This is a genomic window from Pseudomonas sp. S32, from assembly GCF_016648095.1.
In the GTDB taxonomy this organism is placed as follows: Bacteria; Pseudomonadota; Gammaproteobacteria; order Pseudomonadales; family Pseudomonadaceae; genus Aquipseudomonas; species Aquipseudomonas parafulva.
Window position 1 is genome coordinate 16,569 of sequence record NZ_JACVVF010000044.1, and the last position, 25,316, is coordinate 41,884.

The following is a 25,316-nucleotide window of genomic DNA, read 5'->3' on the forward strand; positions in this document are numbered from 1 at the left end:
GCGAAGCCTTTTTCGGAGGGGCGGTTGCACTTGTCTGTACAAGCGCAGTAGCGAGCGGTTCTGATCGTGCAGACTTCAGAGCCGCCCGCCGCAACGTTACTTCTGCACAGCAGCAAACGCCTCGGCAACGCGCTGCAGGTTCGCCGGGCGCAGGCCAGACATGCACACGCGGCCGCTGTCGATCAGGTAGACGCCGAAGTCGTCACGCAGCCTTCGTACCTGCTCGACGCTGAAGCCGGTGTAACTGAACATGCCACGCTGACGCAAGAAGAACTGGAAGTCCTGGCCGGGCAACAGCACGGCCAAGGCATCCACCAGGGCCTGACGCATGTCGAGGATACGCTTGCGCATGACCTCTACTTCGGCCACCCACTGGGCATTGAGCGCGGCATCACCGAGCACACCGGCCACCAGTTGGGCGCCGAAGCTGGGCGGGCTGGAATAGTTGCGGCGAACAGTGGCCTTGAGCTGGCCAAGCACGCGCTGGGCGGTGGCCTGGTCTTCGCAAACCACCGACAGCCCGCCTACGCGCTCGCCATACAGCGAGAAGATCTTCGAAAACGAATTGCTGACCAGGCACGGTACACCGGCGCTGGCCATTTCACGCATGGCGTGGGCGTCTTCTACCAGGCCTTCGGCAAAGCCTTGGTAGGCAATGTCGAGAAACGCGATCAGTTGCCGCGCCTTGACCACTTCAACCACCTGCTGCCATTGGCGCTGGTCGAGGTCGGCACCGGTCGGGTTGTGGCAGCACGGGTGCAGCAGTACGACGCTGTGGGCCGGCAGGCCCTGAAGGGTGGCCAGCATGCCGTCGAAATCGACGCCGCGGGTGTTCTGGTCGAAATACGGGTAGCTGTTCACCTTGAAGCCTGCACCCTCGAAAATGGCGCGGTGGTTGTCCCAGGTAGGGTTGCTGACCCACACTTCAGCCTCAGGGAAATAGCGCTTGAGGAAGTCCGCGCCAACCTTCAGTGCACCGGAGCCCCCGACCGTCTGCACGGTAGCCACGCGCCCGCCCGTGACCGCCGGGTGGTCGGCACCGAACAGCAGTGCCTGGATCGCCTGGCGATAGCTGGCCAGGCCTTCCATGGGCAGGTACAGCGATGCTTCGTGGTCCTGCCCGGCCAGGCGTTTTTCGACGGCATCCACGGCAGCCAGCTGCGGCACCACGCCGGCCTCGTCGTAATAAAGGCCAATGCTCAGGTTGACCTTGTCGGCGCGGGGGTCGGCCTTGAAGGTTTCCATCAACGAGAGAATCGGGTCGCCGGCGTAGGCATCGACATGTTTGAACACAGCGTGCAGCTCCTTGGATCAGGACAGTTCGAAAAGGCAGGCCTGAGCATACCCGGAGTGCGTGCTCAGGAACATCCACTATCGTGCACGGTTGTGTGTGCACCCCTGCATGTTATCGCTGCGCTTTCGCCCGCGAAGTGGCCGGGTCAGCCAAGCAGGGCTTTCAGCCCTTGCAGCGCCTGCTCGGTAATGGCCACCCCTTCCCGCTCGGCCACCTCGCGCTCACGGTAGCGCCGCTCGCCCGGCATGCGCGTCAAGCCCGCCGCCTGCATCTGCTCCACTAGCACCCGGCTGCGCTCGGCAAACGGTCGGCCTGCGCCCAGGCCTGGGTTGATGACGATAATCAACTGGCCAGTCCAAGGGGTCTTGGCGCCCGGATGCTGTGCCCAGTCGAATTCCCACGAAAAATGCCCACCGGTCAGGCCCGCAGCGAGCAACTCCACCATCATCGACAGGGCCGAGCCCTTGTGCTCACCAAAGGGCAGCAAGGCGCCCCCGTTCAGTACTGCCTTGGCATCGGTTGTAGGGTCGCCCTGGCTGTCTACGCCGATCCCCGCGGCCAACGGCTGCCCTGCGGCGGCGGCAAGCTGGATATCACCATGGGCCATGGCGCTGGTGGCCATGTCGAAGACGATCGGAGGGTGCCCCGCGCAAGGCGCGGCGAACGCGATGGGGTTGGTGCCGAACAGCGGCTTGCGCCCTCCATGGGGCACCACGCAGGTCATGCTGTTGACCACGCTCAGCGCGATCAGGCCCTGTTCGGCGAACGGCTCCACGTCAGGCCACAGCGCTGCAAAGTGGTGGGAGTTGTGGATGGCAAGCACGGCGATACCGGCCGCCTGCGCTTTTTTCACCAGCAGTTCCCGCGCAGCGGCAAGCGCCGGTTGCGCAAAGCCGCCCCCGGCGTCGACGCTGACGTACCCAGCAGCCAGGTCGCTGACCTGAGGCGTGGCGCGGCCGTTCACCCAGCCGCTGGCCAGGGTCGATACGTAACCGGGCATGCGGAAGATGCCATGGCTATGGGCGCCATCACGCTGGGCGCTGGCGCAGTTGCTGGCCAGTACTTGCGCCACCGCCTGGCTGCACCCATGGCGCTCGAAAATGCCCTGCAGCAGTGCCTGCAGCTCGGTAAACGGAATGCGCGCAACGGCGCCGCCTGAGGGTGCGGACATCAGAACCTCCTGGTGGGTATTGTCAGGCCATGCTGGCGCGGCGCAGCGCGTGGGTCAATGCACAGGCAGGCTTCTTTGCATGGCTGCAATGAGCCGACTGCATCGTTAAATATTATTGACCTCCGTAGCTGGAAAACCCTCACAGGCACAGGGTTTAGATCGTTTTCACACCGCTTGGACCCGCGATTACGGGCGGTATGCGCCTTATCGGTCGTTTGACATATTGAACGGCTCTGGCACTCTAGCCACAGGCCCCGACCGGCATCGTCGCCCATGACGAGCCGGCAGTGCTCGGGGCCACAGGCTGCACCCAAGGCCCCGCGCTGTGCGCCTGCACAACAACGACAGGTTCAGCCTGTCCCAAGGTGACATATGTCCAACAGCAACATTGGCAACAAGCAACCCTCCCTGCGCAAGCCCGTCGTCCTGATGACCATGGGTACCCAAGAGCGCAAAGGCCATGACTACCAGGTCATGACCCACAAATACATCACCCCGCTGGTCGAGTTCGCAGGCTGCGTCCCCGTGCTGGTACCTACCTGCTGCGGTACCGATGCCCTGGACACCTACCTGGACATGGCCGACGGCGTCTACCTGACCGGCGCGGGCAGCAACATCGACCCGGCGCTGTACGGCCAGCAGAACGAAACTCCGGGCAAAGGCCAGGACCCGAACCGTGACCTGTTCGATATCCCCCTGGTCAAAGCCGCCATCAAGCGCGGGCTGCCCATCTTCGGTATCTGCCGTGGCATGCAGGAAATCAACGTTGCCCTGGGTGGGGACATCTACCAGAAGGTGTACGCAGAACCTGGTTTCAACGATCACCGGGAAAACCCGGAAGACCCGGTTGAAGTGCAATACGCCCAGGTACACGGGGTCAAGATTCAACCAGGCAGCTGGCTGCACCACACCTTGGGCACCGATGAAATTCGCGTGAACTCTCTGCACGGCCAGGGCCTGCGCAACCTGGGTGAGGGTATCGAGGCCATTGCCCAGGCTGAAGACGGCCTGGTGGAGGCCATCCATGCACCGACCCTGTCGCCCTTCCTGTTCGCCGTGCAATGGCACCCGGAATGGCAGGCGGCGAAAAACCCTGATTCGATCAAGATCTTCCAGGCGTTCGGTGATGCATGCCGCGCCCAGGTACGCAAAGCTCAGGGCAAGCGCCAGCAGGCTGCCTGAGCACTTGCATCCTGCTCGGACATGACCACGGGGCGGCGCAATGCCGCCCCATTCGTTTGATTCGCTGCCACGCTGATAGACATACGATCACCTGACCACAGGTGAAACCGCGTATCCAATTACTCCCGCCCATCCAGCGCATATCCACTGAGCGTTCTAAAAGACGCGCACTCCCCGCCTGAGAAAATCTAAAAGAAGGACTGGTCATCGTTTAGGTTGTACGATAACTTACCTCTCACAAACAGCACCCCTTTCACCCAAGCGTCTGGATGCCAATAACAATGAACCCACAAGAACTGAAATCCATCCTCTCCCACGGCTTGCTCTCCTTCCCCGTCACCGACTTCAATGCCCATGGCGACTTCAACCAGGCCGGCTATGTCAAACGCCTGGAATGGCTGGCGCCCTATGGCGCCAGCGCGCTGTTCGCTGCGGGTGGTACGGGCGAATTCTTCTCCCTGGCGGCCAGTGAATACAGCCAGGTCATCAAAACTGCCGTGGACACCTGCGCAACGTCGGTACCTATTCTGGCCGGCGTCGGTGGTGCCACCCGCCAGGCGATTGAATACGCACAGGAAGCCGAGCGCCTGGGGGCCAAGGGCCTGCTGTTGCTGCCGCACTACCTCACCGAAGCCAGCCAGGATGGGGTAGCCGCCCATGTCGAAGCCGTGTGCAAATCGGTCAACATCGGCGTGGTGGTCTATAACCGCAACGTCTGCCGCCTCAATGCCACACTGCTCGAGCAACTGGCCGAGCGTTGCCCCAACCTGATCGGTTACAAGGACGGCCTGGGTGATATCGAGTTGATGGTGTCGATTCGCCGTCGCCTGGGCGAGCGTTTCAGCTACCTCGGCGGCCTACCGACCGCCGAAGTGTACGCCGCAGCCTACAAGGCGCTGGGCGTACCGGTTTATTCATCGGCGGTGTTCAACTTCGTCCCCAAAACTGCGATGGACTTCTACCACGCCATCGCCCGCGAAGATCACGCCACCGTGGCCAGGCTGATCGACGACTTCTTCCTGCCTTACCTGGACATCCGCAACCGCAAGGCCGGCTATGCCGTGAGCATCGTCAAGGCAGGCGCCCGTATTGCCGGTTACGACGCAGGCCCGGTGCGTACACCGCTGACCGACCTGAGCGCCGACGAGTATGAAATGCTGGCAGCCTTGATGGACAAGATGGGACCACAGTAACCCCGTTAGCGGCCTGCCTCCGCCGCACCCGGAGTGAGCACACCTCGCTCCGGCTACATCCCAATACCCCGCACAACAATAATTAGTGGGAGTACAACTGCATGCAAGCGACTAAAAAGACGCATGTGCGCTACCTGATCCTGTTCATGCTGTTTCTGGTGACCACGATCAATTACGCAGACCGCGCCACCATTGCCATCGCAGGCTCCAGCCTGCAGAAAGACCTCGGCATCGACGCCGTTACCCTGGGTTATATTTTCTCCGCATTCGGCTGGGCCTACGTGGCCGGGCAGATCCCGGGGGGGTGGCTGCTGGACCGCTTCGGCTCGAAGAACGTCTATGCCTTCAGTATCTTCACCTGGTCACTGTTTACCCTGCTGCAGGGGTTTGTCGGCGGCTTGCCGGTGGCCTGGGCCGTTGTCACCCTGTTCACCCTGCGCTTTCTGGTGGGTTTTGCCGAGGCGCCGTCGTTTCCGGGCAATGCGCGGATCGTCGCGGCCTGGTTCCCGACCCAGGAACGAGGCACCGCCTCGGCGATCTTCAACTCGGCGCAGTATTTTGCCACTGCACTCTTCGCGCCGTTGATGGGCTGGATCGTATTCAGTTTCGGCTGGGAGCACGTGTTCGTGGTCATGGGTGCCCTGGGTATCGTGTTCTCCATGGTGTGGCTCAAGACCATCTACAACCCGCGCCAGCACCCGCGTATCAGCCCTGCCGAACTGGAGCACATCGAGCAGAACGGCGGCCTGGTGGACATGGACCAGAAGCGTGGCAATGACGGGCCTAAATGGGGTTACGTAAAGCAACTGCTCACCAGCCGCATGCTGCTCGGCGTGTACCTGGGCCAGTACTGTATCAACGCCATCACTTACTTCTTCCTGACCTGGTTCCCGGTGTACCTGGTGCAGGAGCGCGGCATGACCATTCTGAAGGCGGGCTTCATCGCGTCGTTACCGGCTATCTGCGGCTTCATTGGCGGGGTACTGGGCGGGGTAATCTCGGACTGGCTGTTGCGCCGCGGCAACTCGCTCACCTTTTCACGCAAATTGCCCATCGTCTGTGGCCTGCTGCTGTCGACCACCATGGTGTTCTGCAACTACGTTGACGCCGAATGGATGGTGGTGGGCTTCATGACCCTCGCCTTCTTCGGCAAAGGCATTGGTGCACTGGGCTGGGCGGTGGTGGCCGACACCTCGCCCAAGCAGATCGCCGGGCTGTCTGGCGGGCTGTTCAACACGTTTGGCAACATCGCTTCGATCACCACCCCCATCGTTATCGGCTACATCATCAGCGCCACCGGCTCGTTCAAGTGGGCACTGGTGTACGTGGGGGCCAATGCACTGGTGGCGGTATTCAGCTACCTGGTGATCGTCGGCCCCATCAAGCGCATCGAGCTGCGCGAAGACCCACCCAAGCCACGCCCAGAGCCTGCGGCCAATCCGCAACTGGCCAGCCCGCCGCACTGAGTGAACACGCCCGGGCCGGCCAATGCCGGCGCGGGCGGATGTACAAAAGCCTGAGAACCTGAACAGTAGGGCCCGAACATGCAGCTGATCGAACACTCTGAATCGCCCCGCTACGTGCGCCTGCACGACGACGACAATGTCGTGGTGGTGGTCAACGACGGTGGCCTGGGCGAAGGCGCACGCTTTGCCGATGGCCTGACCCTGGTCGAAGCCGTGCCGCAGAGCCACAAGGTGGCCACCGTGCCGATTGCCCGGGGCGACGCGGTGAGGCGCTATGGCCAGGTCATTGGCTATGCCCTGGAGGACCTGCGCCAGGGTAGCTGGGTGCAGGAAAGCCAGCTGGCCATGCCGGCCGCGCCCGAGCTGGCCAGCCTGCCCCGCTGCGACGCCGTACCCCAGCCGCAGCCGCCCCTGGAAGGTTATACCTTCGAAGGCTACCGCAACGCCGACGGCACGGTAGGCACCCGTAACATCCTCGGCATCACCACCACCGTGCAGTGCGTCACCGGTGTGCTGGAGCATGCGGTGAAGCGTATCCGCGACGAGTTGCTGCCCCGCTACCCCAACGTGGACGACGTGGTCGCCCTCACCCACAGCTACGGCTGCGGCGTGGCGATCAATGCCCGCGATGCCTACATCCCTATCCGCACGGTGCGCAACCTTGCGCGCAACCCCAACCTGGGTGGCGAAGCGCTGGTCATCAGCCTGGGGTGTGAAAAGCTCCAGGCCGGGCAGGTGATGCACGACAACGACCCTTCCGTCGACCTGAGCGAACCCTGGCTGTACCGCCTGCAGGACGCAAGCCTGGGCTTTACCGAAATGATCGAGCAGATCATGGCGCTGGCCGAAATCCGCCTGAAAAAACTCGACCAACGCCGGCGCCAGGCTGTACCGGCCAGTGAGTTGATCCTGGGCATGCAGTGCGGTGGCAGTGATGCATTCTCGGGCATCACCGCCAACCCGGCGCTAGGCTACGCGGCAGACCTGCTGGTTAGGGCCGGCGCTACCGTGCTGTTTTCGGAGGTGACCGAGGTACGTGACGCGATCTACATGCTGACTTCCCGGGCCCAAGACCCTCAGGTTGCCGATGCCCTGGTGCGCGAAATGGACTGGTATGACCGCTACCTGCAACAGGGGGCAGCCGACCGCAGCGCCAATACCACACCGGGCAACAAGAAAGGTGGCTTGTCGAATATCGTCGAGAAAGCACTCGGGTCGATCGTCAAGTCTGGCAGCGGCGCGATCCAGGGGGTGCTTGGCCCCGGTGAACGCGTCAATGGCAAGGGGCTGATCTTCTGCGCCACCCCAGCCAGTGACTTTGTCTGCGGCACCCTGCAACTGGCCGCCGGCATGAACCTGCACGTATTCACCACAGGCCGCGGCACTCCCTATGGCCTGGCGATGGCGCCGGTGGTGAAGGTGTGCACCCGCACCGAGCTGGCGCAGCGCTGGCCGGACCTGATCGACATCGACGCCGGGCGCATCGCCACGGGGCGCAGCAGCATCGAAGCGCTGGGCTGGGAGCTGTTCCACTACTACCTGGACGTCGCCAGCGGGCGCAAGCGCACCTGGGCTGAACGGCACCGCCTGCACAACGACATCACCCTGTTCAACCCCGCACCCATTACCTGACCCTTCCCCTCTAGGAGTTCCAGATGCCGGACATTCTTGGCCACAACTTCATCGCCTGGCAGCGCAGCGCCGCCGGCCTACAGCGTCTGCAAAGCCTGGACGCCACAACGGGCGAGCCCCTGCCCTACAGCTTCGCCCAGGCCACGGACGCCGAAGTGGACCAGGCGGCCAAGGCCGCACAGGCCGCATTCGTAACGTTCCGCCAGCTGGCGCCTGCCCGCCGCGCCGAATTTCTCGACGCCATCGCCGCAGAGCTGGACGCGCTGGATGACGCCTTCGTCGCCATCGTGTGCCGTGAAACGGCGTTACCGCCTGCCCGCATCCAGGGCGAGCGGGGCCGCACCAGCGGGCAGATGCGCCTGTTTGCCCAAGTGCTGCGCCGGGGCGACTTTCTAGGCGCGCGCATCGACCTGGCCCTGCCGGATCGCCAGCCACTGCCGCGCGTGGACTTGCGGCAGATGCGCATTGGCGTAGGCCCTGTAGCCGTATTTGGCGCCAGCAACTTCCCGCTGGCTTTCTCTACCGCGGGGGGTGACACGGCCGCTGCGCTCGCGGCAGGCTGCCCTGTGGTGTTCAAGGCGCACAGCGGCCATATGGCCACTGCCGACCTGGTCGGCTGCGCCATTGAGCGCGCGGCGGCCCGCACCGGTATGCCCAAGGGCGTGTTCAACATGGTGTTCGGGGCTGGCGTGGGTGAACCGCTGGTCAAGCACCCGGCCATTCAGGCGGTGGGCTTCACCGGCTCGCTCAAGGGTGGCGATGCCCTGTGTCGCATGGCCGCCGAACGCCCGCAACCGATCCCGGTGTTTGCCGAGATGTCCAGCATCAACCCGGTGATCATCCTGCCGGGTGCGCTGGCCAAGCGTGGCGAAGCCATTGCGCGCGAGCTGGCCGGGTCGGTGTGCATGGGGGCTGGGCAGTTCTGTACCAACCCGGGGTTGGTGATAGGCCTGCAATCGCCTGCCTACAGCCAGCTGCTTGCGGACCTTGGCGGCCACCTTCAGCAACAGGCCGGCCAGACCATGCTCAATGCCGGGGGCTTGCGCAGTTACGTCAGTGGCCTGGAACACCTTCACGCCCATGCCGGTATCGAACACCTGGCCGGCCAGCCGCAGGCGGGCAACCAGGCGTGGGCGCAGTTGTTCAAGGCCGAAGCCGGCCTGCTGGTGGAGGCGGACCCGCTGCTGCAGGAAGAAGTGTTCGGCCCGACGACGGTGGCGGTAGAGGCGCGTGACAATGAGCAGTTGCGCAGTGCCCTACAGGGCCTGCGGGGTCAGTTGACCGCGACGTTGATCGGCGAGCCAGAGGATTTTGCCGCGTTTGCCTGGCTGGTGCCGCTGCTGGAGGAAAAGGTCGGGCGCATTCTGGTCAACGGCTACCCCACCGGCGTCGAGGTCTGCGACGCCATGGTTCACGGGGGGCCATACCCGGCCACCTCGGATGCCCGGGGTACGTCTGTGGGGACCTTGGCAATCGACCGGTTTCTGCGGCCGGTGTGTTACCAGAACTACCCGCAGGCGTTGCTGCCCGAGGCGCTGCGTGACGACAACCCACTGGGGTTGCGTCGGCTGGTGAATGGGGAGTGGTGTGAGGGAGGCCTTGAGCAGTAGGTGAGGCTGACGGGGGATGGCGGGTGAAATTGCGCCGCGCGGGCGGCGCTCGATCTCACAGACGCTGCATCCCCAAAGGCGAACACATCGCAGCCCCCCAGTCACCCCTCGTTCCCTTGCACCCGTTCATGCACCTGGCGCAGCCGCTCACGGCTGTTGCTCAGGTGCATGCGCATCGCCATCTTCGCCCCCTCGCTGTCCTGCCGCGCAATCGCTTCATAGATCGCCTCGTGCTCATGCATCAACCGGCTCATGTAATGGGGCTGGTCATCGTGAGCCAGGCGCGCGGAGTTCAGGCGCGTGCGCGGGATGATGCTGGTACCCAGGTGATGGATGATGTCGGCAAAATAGTGGTTGCCGCTGGCCTGGGCGATGCGCAGGTGGAACTGGAAGTCCGCTGACACCGCATCCAGGGCATGGGCCGCGCCCTCATTCAGCTCGTCCAGCGCCGCGCGCATGCCGGCCAGTTGCTCGTCACTGCGCCGCTGCGCTGCCAGGCTGGCCGACTCCACTTCCAGGGCAATACGCAACTCCAGCACTGCCAGCACCTCGCGCAGGGTGACCACCGTGGCCGGGTCAATACGCAAGCCCGCGGCAGGCGAGGCGTCCAGCACGAAGGTGCCGATACCATGACGGGTCTCGACCTGGCCGGCAGCCTGCAGGCGCGAGATGGCTTCACGCACGACGGTGCGGCTTACGCCCTCCTCGGCCATGATCTGCGACTCGGTCGGCAACTTGTCCCCGCGCTTCAGCTGGCCACTGCGGATGCGCTCGGTCAATACCGTGACCAGTTCCTGCGCCAGGCTACGCGGCTTGCGCCGGGCCCGTGCCTGTGGCTGTTGCTCTGACATGCCCTGTTCACCTTGAATGACAGCCGCCATGATAGCGCAGGCAGTTGTACGATCACATACGCCTGACACGCTATCGGCGCTTGTGATGTCCCAGGTTTGCCAGCCTGGGCCCACTGAGGGCAAAGTGCTGGCCCCTGTACGAATTATCTGAAGGCAAACTTCTTTTCTCTTCAGATGCTTAGGACAGCAACATGCGAGTATTTCTAGCAATGGCGGCAGGGTGCGTGTTGGCCTCAGCTACCATGGGCGCCCAGGCTCGTCCGTTGACCCAGAATGATCGCCACACCTGCAAATGGGGTGCGCAGATTGCAGCCGAGGCGCAAAAGGCGAAGCTTTCAGGGGTAACGCTGTATGCCTCGCGCAAGAAGCTGCAGGTGCGCAGGTTTGCCAAGGCCTGGATGCGCATGACCGCTTTAGGGATTACGGAGCAAACCTTCAACAGCCGCTCCAGGCTCAAGCCTGCGGCCATCGGGCAAACCTACTATGAGCAGTGCGTGCAGCATGCCGTTGCAAGAAAATAACTTCTTAATCATAGCGTTATGGTTAGAAGTTAATGCCGATTATCATTTTGAGAATCAGAGTTGAGTGCTGCATTGGGGCGCCCAGCGGTCGCCCCGCGCATTGATAATCTGTCAGCAGCCGGTCAGCGTTACCGGGCGGCGCTCCCCGGCGAAAAAGATCGGGCGAAGGCGCACGCCAATCACGTTCCCCAGGTAAGCCGCGATCAGCCAGAGCCAGCCGTGCAGGCTACCCGAGGCAATGCCGCTGAAGTAGGCGCCGATGTTGCAGCCATAGGCCAGCCGCGAACCGTAACCGAGCAACAGCCCGCCGATCACTGCTGCTACCAGTGAAGGCAATGGGATTTTCAGGCTAGGTGCGAAGCGCCCCGCCAGCCCTGCTGCCAGCAGTGCCCCCAGCACGATGCCCAGGTCCATGACCGTGGTGATGTCCTGCCAAAGTGGCGAGGCCAGAGCCTTGGCGTTGGCAGGCGCTTGCCAGAACACCCAGGTACCCACCTGCACGCCTGCTGCGTCCAGTACCTTGGCACCCCATAGGGCAAAGGCAGATGTAATACCCCAAGGCCGGCCAGCAAGCGCCAGCGTGGCATAGTTGAGCAGCGCCAGGGCAATGGCGCCCCACAGCAAAGGCCACGGGCCTCGCAGGAACCGCCGCAAGCCTTCATGCTCGCTGGGCAGGGGCTTTTCAAGCGCACCGTGCCGGCGTTTTTCCAGCACCACCGTGGCCCATGCAATCAGCGCAAACACGGCCACGCTCACCACCAGGGCGGGCGCGAGCCCCCAGGCCTGCACGATCGACGTGGCCGGGAACGATGGCAGGGCGAACCACCAATCCGCGTGGTGGGTAGCGGTCACCGAACCGATGATGAAGAACAGCAAGGTGACCAGCATGCGCGCGTTGCCACCGCCTACGGTGAACAGTGTGCCAGAGGCACAGCCGCCGCCGAGCTGCATGCCAATACCGAAAATGAACGCCCCGAACACGACCGAAACGCCCGCAGGCGCTACCAGCCCATTGACGGGGTTGCCAAACAGGGTGCCGGCCGACAGTGCAGGGAAGAACAGCACAACGGCCAGGGCCAGCATGACCATCTGTGCCCGCAAGCCTGCACCACGGCGTTCATTGATGAACACCCGCCACGCTGAGGTAAAGCCAAAGGCGGCATGGTACAAGGTCAGGCCCAGGGCAGCGCCAACGAGCAGCAACAGTACTTGCTTGAACCCAGCGTTCAAATCAAGGAACCAGGCACCGGCTATCAGCAGCCCGAGCGCAACAAGGGGTGCGCCCAGGCGGCGCGGTTCAGGTGAAGCGGTTGCAGAAAGACCCATCGAAATACTCGGATAACAGTCAAACGGCCGGTGAGTATACCTTCAAGCGGCCGGCAGGTCGCGGCTGCGGTGGCGTAGCGCTACCCCCGCACCCAGTATTTGTTAAGCTGATGGCCGCCACCTTCACAGCCGATGGCTATTCGCCCCATGGATGAACTTCGCAGAATCGACCTCAACCTGCTGCTGGCCTTGCACGCCCTGCTGAGCGAAAAGCATGTGACGCGCGCAGCTCTGCGCCTGCACCGCAGCCAACCGGCAGTCAGCCACGCCCTCGCCCAACTGCGCAAACACTTCAATGACCCGCTGCTGATACGCCAGCAGGGCAAGATGGTGCTCACGTCCCTGGCGCAGACCCTGGAGCAACCGCTGGAAGACGCCTTGGGCAGCCTCAACGGCCTGTTGGCCGCCCCGCATTTCGACCCGGCGCTGGCCCAGCGTCGCTTTCGGCTGTCGTTATCGGACTACGCCTCGCGCATCATCCTGCCGCCGTTGGTACGCCATGTGCGTCGCGTCGCCCCCGGGGTCGACCTGGCCATCAGCCAGGCCAGCCGCGAAACGATGCTTGCCCAGTTGCTGGACGGCGAACTGGACCTGGCACTCGGGCTGTTCCCGGAATTGCCTCAAACGATCACGGCCCAGGCGTTGTTCCAGGATACCTTCGTCAGCGTGGCAGACCGGCGCGTGCTGCCACCCTCAGGTGGCCTCACACTGAACGACTGGTTGACGCGCCCTCATGTGCTGTTGGCCATGCGCCCGGACGCTTTCGATGAGATCGAACGCACCCTGGCCGAACAGGGTTTGCGGCGGCGCATTGCCCTGGCCTTGCCGCACTGGAGTGCAGCAGTGGAGGTATTGACGGGCACCGACTTGGTGTTGACTGTGGCCCAGCGTGCCGTGGGGTGCCTGCAACAGCAACCGTACCTGCAAGCGTTCCCCCCGCCCCTGAACATCGCGTGCTTCGACTACCAGCAGGCGTGGCACACACGCAAGAACAACGACCCGGGCCACCGCTGGCTGCGCGAAAGCGTGTGGGCGTGCAGCCAGCCCGACGCTTGATCAGCCATTGGGCTGTTTGATCACCGTGTCGGTTTTGGGGAGTGGACCTGTAGCCCAGCCACCCTGCACCAACCACACACCGCCCAGAATCAGCAGCAAGCCGGCTATCCGCCCCCAGCCAAGCGGCCTTCCGGCCAGCCCCATCCACCCGAAATGGTCGGCCACCACGGCCATCACCATTTGCCCCGCAACCACCAGCACCAGAAAGCCTGCCGCCCCTAATCTGGGCGTCAGCGCTGCTGCACCGGCCACGTACAAGGCGCCCAGCACGCCACCGATCCATAGCCACCAAGGCCCCTGCAGTGCCCTGCCTACCTCTGGCGCAGGTACACGCAAGATCAACAGTGCCGCAATCACTACGATGCCGCTGACGGTGAGCGACGCGAACGCCCCCCACAACCAATGACCCAGTGCGCGGCCTGCAGCGGCGTTACCGGCCGCCTGAAACGGCAGCATGGCGCCTGCAAGCACTGCCAAGGCTACCGGCACTGCCACCATGAGCATGGTTTTACTGAACATGACCGTTCTCCATCATCAAACACGTGACGACAGCTTGGGGTCATCGATGGGTCTTATGGAAATCGAAACTATGCACGGCTGGCATTCGCCATTTGAATACTGACCATCATCTGAACTGGCATGGATCACATGCAGAAGGTTGCATGCCATGGGCGAACCATGGGCATGCAACTACTGCAGCGGCTGGCTGTATCAGTTACGCGTTACACGCCACACGGTATTGGCCAGATCGTCAGCGATGATCAACGCCCCCCGCGGGTCTACGGTCACACCCACTGGCCGCCCTCGAGTCTTGCCATCTTCGCCGCGGAAGCCGGTGGCGAAGTCGATCGGCTCGCCGGCCGGCTTGCCATTGCTGAACGGCACGAAGATCACCTTGTAGCCCACCGGGTTTGGTCGGTTCCAGCTGCCGTGTTCGCCGACGAACACGCCATCGGTGAAGCCCTCGCCCATGGCGGCTGTCGAGAAGTCGACCCCAAGGGCTGCCACGTGCGACCCCAGGCTGTAGTCCGGTTTGATGGCTGCGGCAACTTTGGCAGGGTTCTGCGGCCGCACCCGGTCGTCTACATTCTGCCCCCAGTAGCTATAGGGCCAGCCATAGAAACCGCCTTCGCGCACCGAAGTCAGGTAGTCCGGCACCAGGTCGGGGCCCAGTTCGTCGCGCTCGTTCACCACAGTCCACAGCTGGCCGGTGCCTGGCTGGATGGTCAGCGCCGTCGGGTTGCGCAGGCCGGTAGCGTACGGGCGGTGGGCACCGGTCTGGGCATCCACCTGCCAGACCATGGCGCGGTCGATTTCAACCTCAAGGCCGCGTTCGGTGATGTTGCTGTTGGAGCCGATGCCCACATACAGGTAACGCCCGTCTGGGCTGACGGTGAGTGCCTTGGTCCAGTGGTGGTTGATCTCGGCGGGCAGGTCGGTGACCTTGGCAGGTGCGCCCTCGGCCTTGGTTTGGCCGTCCTTGTAGTCAAAGCTCACCAGCGCATCCTGGTTGGCCACGTAGACCTTGCCGTTGGCAAAAGCCAGGCCATAAGGGGCGTTGAGGTTTTCGGCAAACACTGTCTGCATTTCATAACGCCCGTCACCATCGGCATCGCGCAGCAGCGTCAGGCGGTTGCCACCCTTGACCTGGGTATTGCCTTTGGCCTTGATCTGGCTGGCGATCACGTCCTTGGGCTTGAGCTTGGCCGCGCTACCGCCCCGCCCTTCTGCGACCAGGATGTCGCCATTGGGCAGCACCAGGGTTTGCCGGGGGATCTTCAGGTCGGTGGCGATGGCCGTGACGCTGAAGCCGTCTGGCACGGTCGGCTTCTGCTGGCCCCACGCAACCGGCTGGGCGATCTTCATGCTCGGCAGCAAGCCGCGCTGGGGTTCAGGCAGTTTTGGGTCCGGGCCATGGGCCTGGGTGGGCTCGCCATCGCCGCCACAGGCGGCCAGCAGCAGTGAAAGGGACAGCAGGCTCAGTGCATGTAGACGTTTCATGCTTCACCTCGCGCGCGCAGGTTGCTCAACCCGAGCAAGGCCGCCACCACGGCAAGCACGGTCACGATCACCGACAGTACCAAGCCCGACGGCATCACGGCCCAGGCATCCTTGGCATGCTCGAACGCATTGACCAAGCCCAGCGCCCAAGTCACCAGCAAGAGCACGAAATACAGGGTAGGCCGGCCGGCTTTTTGCCGCGCCCGCACCAGGTTGACCAAAGCGAACAATAACGCCAGCCCGCAGAACACCAGCCCACCGGCGATAAGCCAGGCGGCGAAGTTGCTCCACTGGATCTGGTAGCTGTTGTAGTAGGCGATGTCGCTCAGCATGGCGCCAAGGAACAACGGCACGCTGCCTGCCAACAGCAGCGCGTGCAGCGGGCCGGGCCTGCAGCGGTAAAGGGTTTGGTCGGTTACGGTCACGGTGCCTCCTTTTCATTCGGTGACCCAGCTCTGATGGGCAAAAGCCCACAGGGGCGCGCAAGGTGCGCTAAACCAATGAGCACCCTGGAGCGGTGATAGTTCACCGCTTCAACCGTTTGAAACATCCTGCAAGCTATTTGCAGCCAATGACCCTCGGCCACGCGGGGCCCACCCCGCCGCGCGTGGCCTCACACCCTCAGGCCATTCGGGCCCGCGCTGCGTGCAGTTTCTTGTAGCTGTCGAGCAGCCGCAGGTGGCGGTCCAGGCCTTCGAGCTTCATGCTGGTCGGGGTCAGGCCGTGGAAGCGTACGCTGCCATCGACAGACCCCAGCACCGCGTCCATGCGCGCGTCGCCGAACATGCGCCGGAAGTTGGTTTCGAAGTCGGCCATTTCCAGGTCGTCGTCCAGCATCACCTCCAGCACCACGTTCAGCGCCTGGTAAAACAGGCCCCGCTCGACGGTGTTGTCGTTGAACTGCAAGAACGCCTCGACCAGCTCCTTGGCATCCTCGAAGCGCTGCACAGCCAGGCAGATAAGCAATTTGAGCTCGAGAATGGTCAGCTGGCCCCACACCGTGTTGTCATCGAACTCCACGCCGATCAGCGTGGTGATGGTGGTGTAGTCATCCACGTCACAGTTGTCCAGGCGCTTGAGCAACAGCTTCAGGGAGCGGTTGTCGAGGCTGTGCAGGTTGAGGATGTCGGCGCGGAAGCTCAGGGCGCGGTTGGTGTTGTCCCAGATCAGGTCTTCCACCGGGTAGATTTCCGAGTACCCAGGCACCAGGATGCGGCAGGCGGTGGCACCGAGGTTATCGTACACCGCCATGTACACCTCTTTGCCCAGGTTGGCCAGGATGCCGAACAGGGTGGCGGCTTCCTGGACGTTACGATCTTCGCCCTGGCCCGAGAAGTCCCACTCGACGAATTCGAAGTCGGCCTTGCTGCTGAAGAAGCGCCAGGACACCACACCGCTGGAATCGATGAAGTGTTCGACGAAGTTGTTCGGCTCGGTCAGCGCGTGGCTTTCGAAGGTCGGCTGCGGCAGGTCATTGAGGCCCTCGAAGCTGCGGCCCTGCAGCAGCTCGGTGAGGCTGCGTTCCAGCGCCACTTCCATGCTCGGGTGTGCACCGAACGAGGCGAACACGCCCCCTGTGCGCGGGTTCATGAGGGTCACGCACATCACCGGGAACTCACCCCCGAGCGAGGCATCCTTGACCAGCACCGGGAAGCCCTGCTCTTCCAGCCCCTGAATGCCAGCCACGATGCCCGGGTAACGGGCCAGTACCTCTGCTGGCACATCCGGCAGGCACAGCTCGCCTTCGAGGATCTCGCGCTTCACGGCCCGTTCGAAGATTTCCGACAGGCACTGCACCTGGGCTTCAGCCAGGGTATTGCCTGCGCTCATGCCGTTGCTCAGGAACAGGTTTTCGATCAGGTTGGACGGGAAGTACACCACCTGTTCATCCGACTGGCGCACGAATGGCAGTGAGCAGATGCCCCGCGCCGTGTTACCTGAGTTGGTGTCGTACAGGTGCGAGCCGCGCAGCTCGCCATCGGGGTTGTAGATGGCCAGGCAGTTTTCGTCGAGGATTTCCCCTGGCAGCGCGTCACGCGGGCCGGGCTTGAACCACTGCTCGTTCGGGTAATGCACAAACGGCGCATTGGCGATGTCTTCGCCCCAGAACTGGTCGTTATAGAAGAAGTTGCAATTCAGGCGCTCGATGAATTCGCCCAGGGCCGAGGCCAGGGCGGCCTCCTTGGTGGCGCCCTTGCCGTTGGTGAAGCACATCGGCGACTGCGCGTCGCGCACGTGCAGCGACCAGACGTTGGGCACGATATTGCGCCACGAAGCGATTTCGATCTTCATGCCCAAGCCCGCCAGAATGCCGGACATGTTGGCAATGGTCTGTTCCAGCGGCAGGTCCTTGCCGGGGATACGGGTGCTGGTCTGCGCCACCGGCATCAACAGCCCCTGGGCGTCGGCATCCAGGTTGTCCACCACCTCGATGACGAACTCGGGGCCGGTTTGCACCACCTTCTTCACCGTGCAGCGGTCGATGGAACGCAGGATGCCCTGGCGGTCCTTCTCGGAGATGTCTTCGGGCAACTCGACCTGAATCTTGAAGACCTGGTTGTAGCGGTTTTCAGGGTCGACGATGTTGTTCTGCGACAGCCGAATGTTCTCGGTCGGAATGTCGCGAGCCTGGCAGTACAGCTTGACGAAGTAAGCGGCGCACAGGGCCGAGGACGCCAGGAAGTAATCAAACGGCCCCGGCGCCGAGCCGTCTCCCTTGTAGCGGATCGGTTGGTCGGCAATCACCGTGAAGTCGTCGAACTTGGCTTCGAGGCGCAGATTGTCGAGAAAATTGACCTTGATTTCCATGCGGGTTTACCGTGATTTAAACGTGCAGAACAGAAGTGCCCGGCATTATCCGGGTTTTCGCCGTGGAAATCCTCCCCGGTACCCGCTGCGCCGCGCCAGGCGGTCTGCGCTTGCGTATTACGGGGGAATGCTTGCCTGATCCTCTGGATCTGCCTGCTGCTCGGATGGCCGGTAGACACGATGTGCTAGCGTTTGCGGACGGGGGCAACGTACCCCCGGTGTATCTCAGAACAGCGACAGCAACCGATGATGGGCAGGTGAACCATGGAATTACGCATCAACGGCGCGGCCTACCAGGTCGAAGCGCAAGCCGACACGCCCCTGCTGTGGGTGCTCAGGGACGACCTGGGCCTCACCGGCACCAAATATGGCTGTGGCCTGGCCCAGTGCGGGGCCTGCTCGGTGCTGGTCGACGGTGTGGTGGTGCGCGCATGCGTCACGCCAGTGGCGGGCGTGGAGGGCCGCGAAGTGTCCACCATCGAGGCGATCGAGGACGACCCTGTCGGCAAGAAGGTGGTCGCGGCCTGGGTTGAGCACCAGGTGGCCCAATGCGGGTACTGCCAGTCAGGGCAGGTGATGGCGGCGACCGCCCTGCTCAAGCACACCCCCAACCCCAGCAATGAGCAGATCGATGCGGCCATGGTCAACCTGTGCCGCTGCGGCACCTACAACGCCATCCATGCGGCGATGCACGCGCTGGCGCAAGGGGGGAAAGCCTGATGGATACGTTCCCTGAGCTGGCCAAATTGCAGGCTGGCGAAACCGTGAACCTGTCACGCCGGCGTTTTCTTGCCGGTACGGCAGTGGGTGCACTGGTGCTCGGCTTTGGCCTCCCGCTTGGCGTTTCTCGCGTACAGGCAGCCACCCATGCCGAGCGTGGTACCCAGGTGCCCGCGTTTCTGGAGATTCGCCCTGACGGCACGGTGCGCCTACTGAGCCCGTTCATGGAAGGCGGCCAGGGGCCGTTCACCGCCATGGCGCAGATCGTCGGAGAAGAGCTCGACGTCGACCCCGTCAACTTCGTGGTCGAGAGCGCGCCCCCTGGTGATGCCTATGTGGTGATGGAGAACGGCATGCGCATCACAGGTGGGAGCATGTCGGTGCGCATGAGCTACCCCACCATGCGCCGCCTTGGCGCCCTCGCTCGCGCCATGCTGCTGCAGGCGGGTGCCGAGAAGCTGGGTGTGCCGTTGGCAGAGCTGTCCACTACTCCGGGTACTGTAGTACATACCACGACCGGGCGATCCATACCCTACGGCGAACTGGCCGGGCGGGCCATGGACCTACCGGTACCCGACCCCACTACCCTGAAGCTCCGCGACCCCGCCACGTTCCGCTGGATCGGCAGGCCTGTCATGCGCCTGGATGCCCGTGACAAGTCCACCGGCAAGGCCATGTACTGCATCGATATCACCGTCGAGAACATGCTGCACGCCGCTGTCCAGCACGCACCGCGCCTGGGCATGACGGTTGGCGGCCTGCGCAACGAGCCCGAGGTCAAGGCCATGCACGGCGTGCACTCGGTGCATCAACTGCCGGGGGCCGTGGCAGTGGTCGCCAAACGCTGGTGGCACGCTAAGCGGGCAGTGGAGGCCCTGCAGGTGGACTGGCAGGAAGCGGCGGCGGGCTCCACCGTGCGCGCGATGCCTGCGGACTTTTCCAGCGACCGCTGGGTAGAGCACTTGGGCGCGACGCAAGGCCCGGCCCGGGATGAAGAGCAGGCGGGCGATTTCGTAGCTACCCTGGGCAGCGCACCGACCAAGGTAGAAGCCAGCTATCACAACCAGTACCTCAACCACGCCCAGCTGGAGCCACCCTCTGCGTTGGCCCGTTTCAACCCGGACGGCACCCTGGAAGTCTGGTTGCCGAACCAGGCGCCCGACATGTTCCGCGACGACATAGCCAAACGCACGGGCCTGGACGCTAGCCAGATCACCCTCCACTCACCCCTGCTGGGCGGTTTCTTTGGCCGCCATTTCCTGTATGAGTCCGCCAACCCTTACCCGCAAGCTATCGCGCTGGCCAAAGCGGTCGGCCAGCCAGTGAAACTGATCTGGAGCCGGGAAGAAGAGTTTCTGCGCGACGTGCTGCGCCCGGTTGCTGCCGTGAAATTCCGTGCCGCACTGGATGCCGACGGTATGCCCATAGCCCTGGAGGCGGTCAGCGCTACCGAAGGCCCGACCGAGGCACTGGCGGGCAAGCAGGGCGAGAAGATAGACCCCACGGCGCTCGAGGGGCTGTCGGGCAAGGCCTATGCGATCGCGCACAAACGCATCGCCCAGGTCTACGTGAAGGGGCCGGCGATGCTCGGTTACTGGCGGTCGGTGGGCAATTCGCTGAACGACTTCTTCTACGAGTCCTTTCTGGACGAACTGGCCGACAAGGGTGGCAAGGACCCGTTTGAACTGCGCCTACACCTGCTGCGTGACAACCCGCGCCTGACCCACTTGCTGCAAGCCGTGGGCGAGTTGTCTGGCGGCTGGAAGCGCGGGCCGTTCACCGCCGAGGACGGCAGCCGAAGGGCGCGGGGTGTGGCTATGGCGTCGCCGTTCGGTTCCGAGGCTGCGGTCATCGCCGAAGTGTCGATCGAGAATGGCCAGGTGAAGGTGCATGACATCTGGCAGGCCATCGACCCTGGCAGCATCGTCAACCCAGCCATCATCGAGCATCAGGTCAATGGCGCCGTGGCGCTGGGCCTTTCACAAACGCTGGTGGAAGAAGCTGTATATGTGGACGGCATGCCCCGGGCGCGCAATTACGACCTCTATCCGATCCTGCCGCCGTCGCGCATGGCACGGGTGCATGTGCGCATCATCGAGAGCGGCGCGAAGATGGGTGGCATCGGCGAGCCCCCCTTGCCAGCGGTGGCGCCTGCCGTGGCAAACGCGGTTGCCCAGCTCACCGGCAAACGGGTGCGTAGCCTGCCCATGAGCCGTCATACCTTCAGCTGACCGACAAGGACGCCGCGATGACACGTCGTATGAAAACAACCCTTGGCTGGTTGCTGCTGCCCTGTGCAGTGGCCGCGGGCCTGGTGACGTGGTATGTCACCCGTGAGCCGGCCTCGCCTTTTAAACGTACACAGGCAGCCATCGATGACCCGGCCCTGGTAAGCCGAGGCGAATACGTGGCGCGCCTTGGCGATTGCGTGGCCTGCCACAGCCTGCCAGGGCAAAAGCCCTTTGCCGGCGGGCTGGAAATGGCGACGCCACTGGGCGCCATCCATGCCACCAACATCACTCCCGACGCTGAAACCGGCATTGGCAGCTACAGCCTGGCGGACTTCGACCGCGCCGTGCGCCAGGGGGTGGCACCGGGTGGGCGACGGCTTTACCCAGCCATGCCCTACCCGTCCTACGCCAAGCTCAGCGATGAAGACGTCAAGGCCCTGTATGCGTTCTTCATGCGCAGCGTGCAACCGGCGCGCCAGCCCAACCAGGCCAGTAGCATCCCGTGGCCGCTGAACATGCGCTGGCCCATCGCCCTGTGGAACGGCCTGTTCGCTCCCACCGAGCCTTACGCCGACAAACCCGGGCAGGATGCGCTCTGGAACCGGGGTGCCTACATTGTGCAGGGGCCCGGCCACTGCGGCAGCTGCCACACACCCCGCGGGCTGGCGTTCAATGAGAAGGCGCTGGATGACAGCGGCGCACCGTTCCTGGCGGGGGCGCTGCTAGACGGCTGGTATGCGCCAAGCCTGCGCGCCGATCACAACACGGGCCTTGGCCGCTGGAGCGAGGCCGACGTGGTGCAGTTTTTGAAAACTGGGCGTAACCGTCATGCCGTGGTATTCGGCTCCATGACCGAGGCGTTCAACAACTCCACGCAGTTCATGAACGATCAGGACCTGTCAGCCATCGCTCGTTATCTCACGTCGCTGCCAGGCGACCCCGCACGCGACGGGACGCCCTGGCAGTATCAGGATGAGCCTGGTGTCGCCCAGCTCGATCGGCCTGGGGCGCACACTTACGTGACCCGCTGCGCTTCCTGCCACGGCATGGACGGCAAGGGCCAGGGCGAATGGATGCCACCGTTGGCCGGCGCTACCTCGGCATTGGCCAAAGAGAACGCTTCAGCCATCAACATCACCCTCAACGGTTCACAGCGCGTGGTGGCTGCGGGCATGCCGGACGCCTACCGGATGCCGGCGTTCAGGGCACAGTTGAGCGATCAGGAGGTTGCCGAGGTACTGAGCTTTGTGCGCAGTGCCTGGGGTAACCATGGCCCGGCGGTGGACCCGGCGGCGGTAGCGAAGCTGCGGGACCATACCGACCCGGCCAGCAGCAGCCCGATCATCCTGCATATGCGGTAGCGGGGCCGCGCTCACTCACTCCTGCCGTCGCTGCAGGTTCTGCTTCAACAGTTGATCAGGCAGTGCTCCCGCGGTGACCTCCTTCATCTCGCGAGTGAGCGCCTCGATCAACGCGGGTTGATTGCAAGGTGAGGCGCGCGACATCGCCAGATAAAGCCCTTCGCTGGATACAGGCGGCTGCAACACCAGCAGCTCGCCTTCAATACCCAGCGTGCGGGCCAACGCCATTCCGGGGTATTGCTCGTACACCACGTAATCACTGCGTTTGTGCACCAGCTTTTCAAATGCCTGCCTTGCGGTAGGCACGGCTTCGAGGGTGAGGTATTGCCGGGCGTAGTCATCGAACTGCTGGCCGTGGCTGTTGTTCACCAGCGTGCCGCCTTTGCGCTCCCTCAGGTCGGCCCATTGCCGGTAATCAAAGGTGCCCTCCCGGCGCACCCAGACCACGCTCGGCGTATGGAGGAAGGGGGGCAGCACGAAATCCATCTGCTGCTCACGTGCATCGGTCATGAAATAACCGGCCAGCAGGTCGATCCTGCCGGTGCGCACCTCTTCCTGGGCGCGGGACCACGGCCCGCCATAGACCACATCAATGTCAAGGCCCAGGCGCTCGGCCAGGTGCTTGACCAGGTCGGCATTGGCGCCGATCAGTTGCTGAGGGTTGGCAGGGTCGCGCCATAGATAAGGGGGGTATTCAGGGTTACCGGTGGCGGTCAGTCGCTGGCAGCGCTCGGCCGGCACGACGAAGCCTGGCAGTAATGCCAGGCAAGACAGAAGCAGCATGACGCGGCGAACGCAACGCATGGCCTTCTACCCTCTTCGCTATCTAGGGGGAGCAGTTACCGGGCGCATGAAGCAGCAAAAGCGGCAGGGCCTGGGCGATGCGCGGCTCAGCCCGACAGCTCGGCCCGGGCGCGCTCCGCAGCGCGCAGGAACACCTGGTTGACCTCTTCTGCCTTGGCCTGGGTTACCGACCTGGCAGCCAGTAATTCCTCGACCACGCGCTGGCTCTGCTGCAGCGCCGTGGCCAATTGCTCAGTATCGGAAGCGTCCGCGATGTCACCCAGATAGGGAGCGATGAGGTACACGTAACGGTCCTGCAGCTTCAGCGCCTCCAGGGCGTCGAGGGCGGACTGGAACCGGTTGGCAGCATCTGGGCTCATGCTCAGTTTATCGAAATGAATCAGGCTCACACGGTCAGTGGCCATCTAGACGAATCTCCGTTTCCTGGTACAACCCAGGCCGCTGCAAGCAACGTGTCCACGCTTCTCGGGGATGCAGGCCCAGGTGATGCCGTTCAGGTTAACAGAACGTGACAAGGAAGGGTCATGCTGCCACCAACTAAAAATGGCTCGGGGGTCTGCAAGGGGTGGCCAGGCCGCACAGAGACGCTCGATTGGATTGTTCTCGGCCTTATCGGCTGGTTCTTCGTGCTCAGAGATTTAACACTGAGCCATTGCCGCCCCTCGCCCTGCGCACCTGCCACGGCGCAGAGCCAACTGGCAAAATTGCCAGTTTCAGCTTTTGGTCGACCGCCGCAGCATGGTGCTACCTGGGCAACAGCCCCGGATGCTGGATGGTTGGGGGTGTCAGATCGTGCAAGAGCATTGGATTGGCAGGGTTGCCTGGTTCGACCAGGGCAAGCAGTTTGGCTGCATTCTGTGCATAAACGGCCACAGTGCATTGGTGCGAGGCGCAGACCTGCTCGACCCCGGACTCAAGCCAGCAGACGGGCAGCTTTACAAGTTCAGGCTGGTGTGCCGCAAGAACACCTGGTGGGCCAAGGAGGCCGCCCCGGTGGTGCCGCTGCCGGATGAGCTGACGACAGGTACGCCCCCTGACGGGATGCTATGAACAGGCGCTGTGAGGTCGCAAAGCCTGCCTACGTTGCAACATGCTGTAGATATTTCCGAACCCGATCGCTGAACCAGCTTACAAAAAAAAGGTCTTTGGCTGACGGTCAACCCACCGACCGGTTCACCGGCCCAGTCCCCGGCCTACTTTTGTCCTGTTTCAGCGAAGACTCAAAATGCCCGATTCCCGCCCAACTGCCTACGCCCTTACTGCCCTGCGCGGTGGCCTGCTCGCCGCCACGGTGGCCCTTGCCGTGCCGGCGCATGCCGAAGAGCCTGCCAGCGATGCACGCTGGGTGAGCGACAGCCTGAGCACCTATGTGCGCAGCGGCCCGACAGACGGTCACCGTATCGTCGGCACCCTCAAGTCTGGCCAGAAACTGACTTTGGTCAGCACCCAGGGTAACTACAGCCAGGTGCGCGGGCAGAACGGCGACGTGGTGTGGATCCTGTCCAGCGACTTGCAGTCGGTACCTGGCCAGGGCGACCGCCTGCCGCAGCTGGATGCGCAGGTTGCGGAGCTTACGGGGCAACTGAAGACCATCGACGACAGCTGGAAAAACCGCGTCCAGGGCATGCAGGAAACCCTCGATTCGCGCAAGCAACTGGTGGATGAGCTCGAAGCGCGCAACAAGTCGCTGAGCGATGAGCTCGACCAAAGCCAGTCGACCTTGCGTGATACGCAGGCAAGGTTGGGCGACGAGAACAAACAGGTGATGATGCGCTACATGGTGTATGGCGGCAGCATCGCCGGTGCCGGCCTGTTGGCGGGCCTGATCCTGCCCGCCCTCACCCGTGGGCGCAAGAAGAACGATCGCTGGTTCTGAGGCGAAGCTGGCGAGCCGTGCGCGCTGGTAAGTAGTAACCCCTTCCACCGAACGCCCCGTTGCCGTTGATCTTGATCTGCTCTTGATCTGCTCTTGATCTGCTCTTGATCTGGCTCTTGATCTGGCTCTTGATCTGGCTCTTGATCTGGCTCTTGATCTTGAGCGACTTCAGGAGGCCGAACGAAGGACTTGCGGAGGGAGGTGACGGGCATG

General features: G+C 63.3%; 23 protein-coding genes. 12 read left to right on the forward strand and 11 right to left on the reverse strand.

Annotation, left to right across the window (positions count from 1 at the left end; genetic code table 11):
* Positions 1-96 precede the first annotated feature (96 nt).
* Positions 97-1,293 carry an amino acid aminotransferase gene (locus IAE38_RS19360; RefSeq protein ID WP_201218750.1) on the reverse strand — a complete coding sequence of 399 codons (1,197 nt, stop codon included), beginning with the start codon at positions 1,291-1,293 and terminating at the stop codon, positions 97-99.
* A 146-nt stretch (positions 1,294-1,439) separates the two neighbouring features.
* Entirely contained in the window at positions 1,440-2,465 is a 1,026-nt protein-coding gene (locus IAE38_RS19365) for an Ldh family oxidoreductase (RefSeq protein WP_201218752.1), read from the reverse strand.
* A gap of 372 nt (positions 2,466-2,837) precedes the next feature.
* On the opposite strand from IAE38_RS19365, the gene IAE38_RS19370 reads away from it, so the two are divergent.
* The 5 genes from IAE38_RS19370 (at position 2,838) to IAE38_RS19390 (ending at position 9,548) form a co-directional block, all read left to right on the forward strand.
* Positions 2,838-3,647 (forward strand): gamma-glutamyl-gamma-aminobutyrate hydrolase family protein, encoded by an 810-nt coding sequence (locus IAE38_RS19370; protein WP_201218754.1) that lies wholly within the window; start codon positions 2,838-2,840, stop codon positions 3,645-3,647.
* Between the two features lie 281 nt (positions 3,648-3,928).
* The gene (gene kdgD, locus IAE38_RS19375; RefSeq protein WP_201218756.1) at positions 3,929-4,840 is read left to right on the forward strand and encodes a 5-dehydro-4-deoxyglucarate dehydratase; all 912 of its coding nucleotides are present in this window, start codon (positions 3,929-3,931) and stop codon (positions 4,838-4,840) included.
* Positions 4,841-4,941: 101 nt separating this feature from the next.
* Positions 4,942-6,306 carry an MFS transporter gene (locus IAE38_RS19380; RefSeq protein WP_028633814.1) on the forward strand — a complete coding sequence of 455 codons (1,365 nt, stop codon included), beginning with the start codon at positions 4,942-4,944 and terminating at the stop codon, positions 6,304-6,306.
* Positions 6,307-6,384: 78 nt separating this feature from the next.
* Positions 6,385-7,938, forward strand: coding sequence for a galactarate dehydratase (gene garD, locus IAE38_RS19385; protein ID WP_201161587.1), 1,554 nt, complete (start codon positions 6,385-6,387; stop codon positions 7,936-7,938).
* 23 nt (positions 7,939-7,961) lie between these two features.
* The gene (locus IAE38_RS19390; protein ID WP_201218758.1) at positions 7,962-9,548 is read left to right on the forward strand and encodes an aldehyde dehydrogenase (NADP(+)); all 1,587 of its coding nucleotides are present in this window, start codon (positions 7,962-7,964) and stop codon (positions 9,546-9,548) included.
* Between the two features lie 101 nt (positions 9,549-9,649).
* On the opposite strand, the gene IAE38_RS19395 is transcribed toward IAE38_RS19390, so the two are convergent.
* Positions 9,650-10,399, reverse strand: a complete 750-nt coding sequence (locus tag IAE38_RS19395; RefSeq protein WP_201165579.1) for a FadR/GntR family transcriptional regulator — start codon at positions 10,397-10,399, stop codon at positions 9,650-9,652.
* 191 nt (positions 10,400-10,590) lie between these two features.
* On the opposite strand from IAE38_RS19395, the gene IAE38_RS19400 reads away from it, so the two are divergent.
* Positions 10,591-10,920, forward strand: a complete 330-nt coding sequence (locus IAE38_RS19400; protein ID WP_201218760.1) for a hypothetical protein — start codon at positions 10,591-10,593, stop codon at positions 10,918-10,920.
* A gap of 111 nt (positions 10,921-11,031) precedes the next feature.
* On the opposite strand, the gene IAE38_RS19405 is transcribed toward IAE38_RS19400, so the two are convergent.
* Positions 11,032-12,246 carry a YeeE/YedE family protein gene (locus tag IAE38_RS19405; protein ID WP_201218763.1) on the reverse strand — a complete coding sequence of 405 codons (1,215 nt, stop codon included), beginning with the start codon at positions 12,244-12,246 and terminating at the stop codon, positions 11,032-11,034.
* Positions 12,247-12,393: 147 nt separating this feature from the next.
* On the opposite strand from IAE38_RS19405, the gene IAE38_RS19410 reads away from it, so the two are divergent.
* Positions 12,394-13,302: a LysR family transcriptional regulator gene (locus tag IAE38_RS19410; RefSeq protein ID WP_201165575.1), complete on the forward strand. Its 909-nt coding sequence runs from the start codon at positions 12,394-12,396 to the stop codon at positions 13,300-13,302.
* Here IAE38_RS19410 and IAE38_RS19415 read toward each other — a convergent pair whose 3' ends face one another.
* From IAE38_RS19415 to IAE38_RS19430, 4 genes are all read right to left on the reverse strand, one after another.
* Positions 13,303-13,821: a DMT family transporter gene (locus IAE38_RS19415; RefSeq protein ID WP_201218765.1), complete on the reverse strand. Its 519-nt coding sequence runs from the start codon at positions 13,819-13,821 to the stop codon at positions 13,303-13,305.
* Positions 13,822-14,013: 192 nt separating this feature from the next.
* Positions 14,014-15,303: a PQQ-dependent sugar dehydrogenase gene (locus tag IAE38_RS19420; RefSeq protein WP_201218767.1), complete on the reverse strand. Its 1,290-nt coding sequence runs from the start codon at positions 15,301-15,303 to the stop codon at positions 14,014-14,016.
* Complete coding sequence (locus IAE38_RS19425; protein WP_201218769.1) at positions 15,300-15,728, reverse strand: DUF2231 domain-containing protein; 429 nt, start codon at positions 15,726-15,728, stop codon at positions 15,300-15,302. Before IAE38_RS19425 ends, IAE38_RS19420 begins: the two co-directional genes overlap by 4 nt.
* 196 nt (positions 15,729-15,924) lie before the next feature.
* Complete coding sequence (locus IAE38_RS19430; protein ID WP_201165571.1) at positions 15,925-18,111, reverse strand: OsmC domain/YcaO domain-containing protein; 2,187 nt, start codon at positions 18,109-18,111, stop codon at positions 15,925-15,927.
* A 264-nt stretch (positions 18,112-18,375) separates the two neighbouring features.
* Between IAE38_RS19430 and IAE38_RS19435 the strand changes: the two genes are divergently transcribed.
* Genes IAE38_RS19435 through IAE38_RS19445 form a run of 3 tightly spaced genes read left to right on the forward strand, consistent with a single transcriptional unit; the run spans position 18,376 to position 22,423 of the window.
* Positions 18,376-18,831, forward strand: a complete 456-nt coding sequence (locus tag IAE38_RS19435; RefSeq protein WP_201165567.1) for a (2Fe-2S)-binding protein — start codon at positions 18,376-18,378, stop codon at positions 18,829-18,831.
* A complete protein-coding gene (locus IAE38_RS19440) occupies positions 18,831-21,062 on the forward strand; it encodes a xanthine dehydrogenase family protein molybdopterin-binding subunit (RefSeq protein ID WP_201218771.1) in 2,232 nt (743 codons plus the stop codon). Before IAE38_RS19435 ends, IAE38_RS19440 begins: the two co-directional genes overlap by 1 nt.
* A 17-nt stretch (positions 21,063-21,079) precedes the next feature.
* Positions 21,080-22,423, forward strand: a complete 1,344-nt coding sequence (locus IAE38_RS19445) for a c-type cytochrome (protein WP_201218773.1) — start codon at positions 21,080-21,082, stop codon at positions 22,421-22,423.
* Positions 22,424-22,438: 15 nt separating this feature from the next.
* Here IAE38_RS19445 and IAE38_RS19450 read toward each other — a convergent pair whose 3' ends face one another.
* Together IAE38_RS19450 and IAE38_RS19455 are read right to left on the reverse strand one after the other, a co-directional pair.
* Positions 22,439-23,227 carry a substrate-binding periplasmic protein gene (locus IAE38_RS19450; protein WP_201165561.1) on the reverse strand — a complete coding sequence of 263 codons (789 nt, stop codon included), beginning with the start codon at positions 23,225-23,227 and terminating at the stop codon, positions 22,439-22,441.
* A gap of 86 nt (positions 23,228-23,313) precedes the next feature.
* A complete protein-coding gene (locus tag IAE38_RS19455) occupies positions 23,314-23,631 on the reverse strand; it encodes a hypothetical protein (protein ID WP_201165559.1) in 318 nt (105 codons plus the stop codon).
* A gap of 388 nt (positions 23,632-24,019) precedes the next feature.
* Here IAE38_RS19455 and IAE38_RS19460 point away from each other — a divergent pair, with 388 nt between their 5' ends.
* On the forward strand, positions 24,020-24,277 hold the full coding sequence (locus IAE38_RS19460) for a hypothetical protein (RefSeq protein ID WP_201218775.1): 258 nt from the start codon (positions 24,020-24,022) through the stop codon (positions 24,275-24,277).
* Between the two features lie 175 nt (positions 24,278-24,452).
* The gene (locus tag IAE38_RS19465) at positions 24,453-25,103 is read left to right on the forward strand and encodes a TIGR04211 family SH3 domain-containing protein (protein ID WP_201165555.1); all 651 of its coding nucleotides are present in this window, start codon (positions 24,453-24,455) and stop codon (positions 25,101-25,103) included.
* Here IAE38_RS19465 and IAE38_RS23955 read toward each other — a convergent pair.
* The coding region (locus tag IAE38_RS23955; RefSeq protein ID WP_236404206.1) for a hypothetical protein at positions 25,066-25,316 on the reverse strand (251 nt) is incomplete at its 5' end. The genes IAE38_RS19465 and IAE38_RS23955 overlap by 38 nt on opposite strands.

What these genes read in the sequence shown, in the direction of transcription:
- IAE38_RS19365 (WP_201218752.1), bottom strand. Translation starts at nt 2,465, where the DNA reads ATGTCCGCACCCTCAGGCGGCGCCGTTGCGCGCATTCCGTTTACCGAG.
- IAE38_RS19370 (WP_201218754.1), top strand. Translation starts at nt 2,838, where the DNA reads ATGTCCAACAGCAACATTGGCAACAAGCAACCCTCCCTGCGCAAGCCC.
- kdgD (WP_201218756.1), top strand. Translation starts at nt 3,929, where the DNA reads ATGAACCCACAAGAACTGAAATCCATCCTCTCCCACGGCTTGCTCTCC.
- IAE38_RS19380 (WP_028633814.1), top strand. Translation starts at nt 4,942, where the DNA reads ATGCAAGCGACTAAAAAGACGCATGTGCGCTACCTGATCCTGTTCATG.
- garD (WP_201161587.1), top strand. Translation starts at nt 6,385, where the DNA reads ATGCAGCTGATCGAACACTCTGAATCGCCCCGCTACGTGCGCCTGCAC.
- IAE38_RS19390 (WP_201218758.1), top strand. Translation starts at nt 7,962, where the DNA reads ATGCCGGACATTCTTGGCCACAACTTCATCGCCTGGCAGCGCAGCGCC.
- IAE38_RS19395 (WP_201165579.1), bottom strand. Translation starts at nt 10,399, where the DNA reads ATGTCAGAGCAACAGCCACAGGCACGGGCCCGGCGCAAGCCGCGTAGC.
- IAE38_RS19400 (WP_201218760.1), top strand. Translation starts at nt 10,591, where the DNA reads ATGCGAGTATTTCTAGCAATGGCGGCAGGGTGCGTGTTGGCCTCAGCT.
- IAE38_RS19405 (WP_201218763.1), bottom strand. Translation starts at nt 12,246, where the DNA reads ATGGGTCTTTCTGCAACCGCTTCACCTGAACCGCGCCGCCTGGGCGCA.
- IAE38_RS19410 (WP_201165575.1), top strand. Translation starts at nt 12,394, where the DNA reads ATGGATGAACTTCGCAGAATCGACCTCAACCTGCTGCTGGCCTTGCAC.
- IAE38_RS19415 (WP_201218765.1), bottom strand. Translation starts at nt 13,821, where the DNA reads ATGTTCAGTAAAACCATGCTCATGGTGGCAGTGCCGGTAGCCTTGGCA.
- IAE38_RS19420 (WP_201218767.1), bottom strand. Translation starts at nt 15,303, where the DNA reads ATGAAACGTCTACATGCACTGAGCCTGCTGTCCCTTTCACTGCTGCTG.
- IAE38_RS19430 (WP_201165571.1), bottom strand. Translation starts at nt 18,111, where the DNA reads ATGGAAATCAAGGTCAATTTTCTCGACAATCTGCGCCTCGAAGCCAAG.
- IAE38_RS19435 (WP_201165567.1), top strand. Translation starts at nt 18,376, where the DNA reads ATGGAATTACGCATCAACGGCGCGGCCTACCAGGTCGAAGCGCAAGCC.
- IAE38_RS19440 (WP_201218771.1), top strand. Translation starts at nt 18,831, where the DNA reads ATGGATACGTTCCCTGAGCTGGCCAAATTGCAGGCTGGCGAAACCGTG.
- IAE38_RS19445 (WP_201218773.1), top strand. Translation starts at nt 21,080, where the DNA reads ATGACACGTCGTATGAAAACAACCCTTGGCTGGTTGCTGCTGCCCTGT.
- IAE38_RS19450 (WP_201165561.1), bottom strand. Translation starts at nt 23,227, where the DNA reads ATGCGTTGCGTTCGCCGCGTCATGCTGCTTCTGTCTTGCCTGGCATTA.
- IAE38_RS19455 (WP_201165559.1), bottom strand. Translation starts at nt 23,631, where the DNA reads ATGGCCACTGACCGTGTGAGCCTGATTCATTTCGATAAACTGAGCATG.
- IAE38_RS19465 (WP_201165555.1), top strand. Translation starts at nt 24,453, where the DNA reads ATGCCCGATTCCCGCCCAACTGCCTACGCCCTTACTGCCCTGCGCGGT.